Source organism: Streptomyces sp. NPDC096079, assembly GCF_040303145.1.
GTDB lineage: Bacteria > Actinomycetota > Actinomycetes > Streptomycetales > Streptomycetaceae > Streptomyces.
Genome location: NZ_JBEOST010000055.1, coordinates 1 through 1,139, shown reverse-complemented (window position 1 = coordinate 1,139; position 1,139 = coordinate 1). Strand labels below are relative to the sequence as shown.

Genomic DNA, 1,139 nt, shown 5'->3' with positions numbered 1-1,139 from the left:
TTCGACCTGTATCGGCCCTCCGAGGAGCACGACATGCTCCGGGAGTCGGTGCGTGCCCTCGCGGAGGCGAAGATCGTGCCGTTCGCGGCGGCGGTGGACGAGGAGGGCCGGTTCCCGCAGGAGGCCCTGGACGCGCTGGTCGCCAACGACCTGCACGCGGTGCACGTCCCGGAGACCTACGGCGGCGCCGGCGCGGACGCGCTCGCGACGGTGATCGTGATCGAGGAGGTCGCGCGCGCGTGCGGCTCGTCCTCGCTGATCCCGGCGGTCAACAAGCTGGGCTCGCTGCCGGTGATCCTGTCCGGCTCCGAGGAGCTCAAGCACAAGTACCTCGGCCCGCTGGCCAAGGGCGACGCGATGTTCTCCTACGCCCTGTCCGAGCCCGACGCGGGCTCCGACGCCGCCGGCATGAAGACCCGCGCGGTCCGCGACGGCGACTTCTGGGTCCTCAACGGCGTCAAGCGGTGGATCACCAACGCCGGCGTCTCGGAGTACTACACCGTGATGGCCGTCACCGACCCCGACAAGCGGTCCAAGGGCATCAGCGCCTTCGTCGTGGAGAAGTCCGACGAGGGCGTCTCCTTCGGCGCCCCGGAGAAGAAGCTCGGCATCAAGGGCTCCCCGACCCGCGAGGTCTACCTCGACAACGTCCGCATCCCCGCCGACCGCATGATCGGCGCCGAGGGCACCGGCTTCGCCACCGCGATGAAGACCCTCGACCACACCCGCATCACCATCGCCGCCCAGGCCATCGGCATCGCCCAGGGCGCCCTCGACTACGCCAAGGGCTACGTCAAGGAGCGCAAGCAGTTCGGCAAGCCCATCGCCGACTTCCAGGGCGTGCAGTTCATGCTCGCCGACATGGCCATGAAGCTCGAAGCCGCCCGCCAGCTCACCTACGCCGCCGCCGCCAAGTCCGAGCGGGTCGACGGCGACCTCACCTTCTTCGGCGCCGCCGCCAAGTGCTTCGCCTCCGACGTCGCCATGGAGGTCACCACCGACGCCGTCCAGCTCCTCGGCGGCTACGGCTACACCCGCGACTACCCCGTCGAGCGCATGATGCGCGACGCCAAGATCACCCAGATCTACGAGGGCACCAACCAGGTCCAGCGCATCGTCATGGCCCGCAACCTCCCGTA

Annotated in this window: 1 protein-coding gene; it reads left to right on the top strand. The window is 69.4% G+C overall.

Annotated features, from left to right (window positions below):
• Positions 1–1,139 (top strand): acyl-CoA dehydrogenase family protein (locus ABTY59_RS37620; RefSeq protein WP_234286027.1); only part of this gene is annotated, 1,139 nt, incomplete at both ends.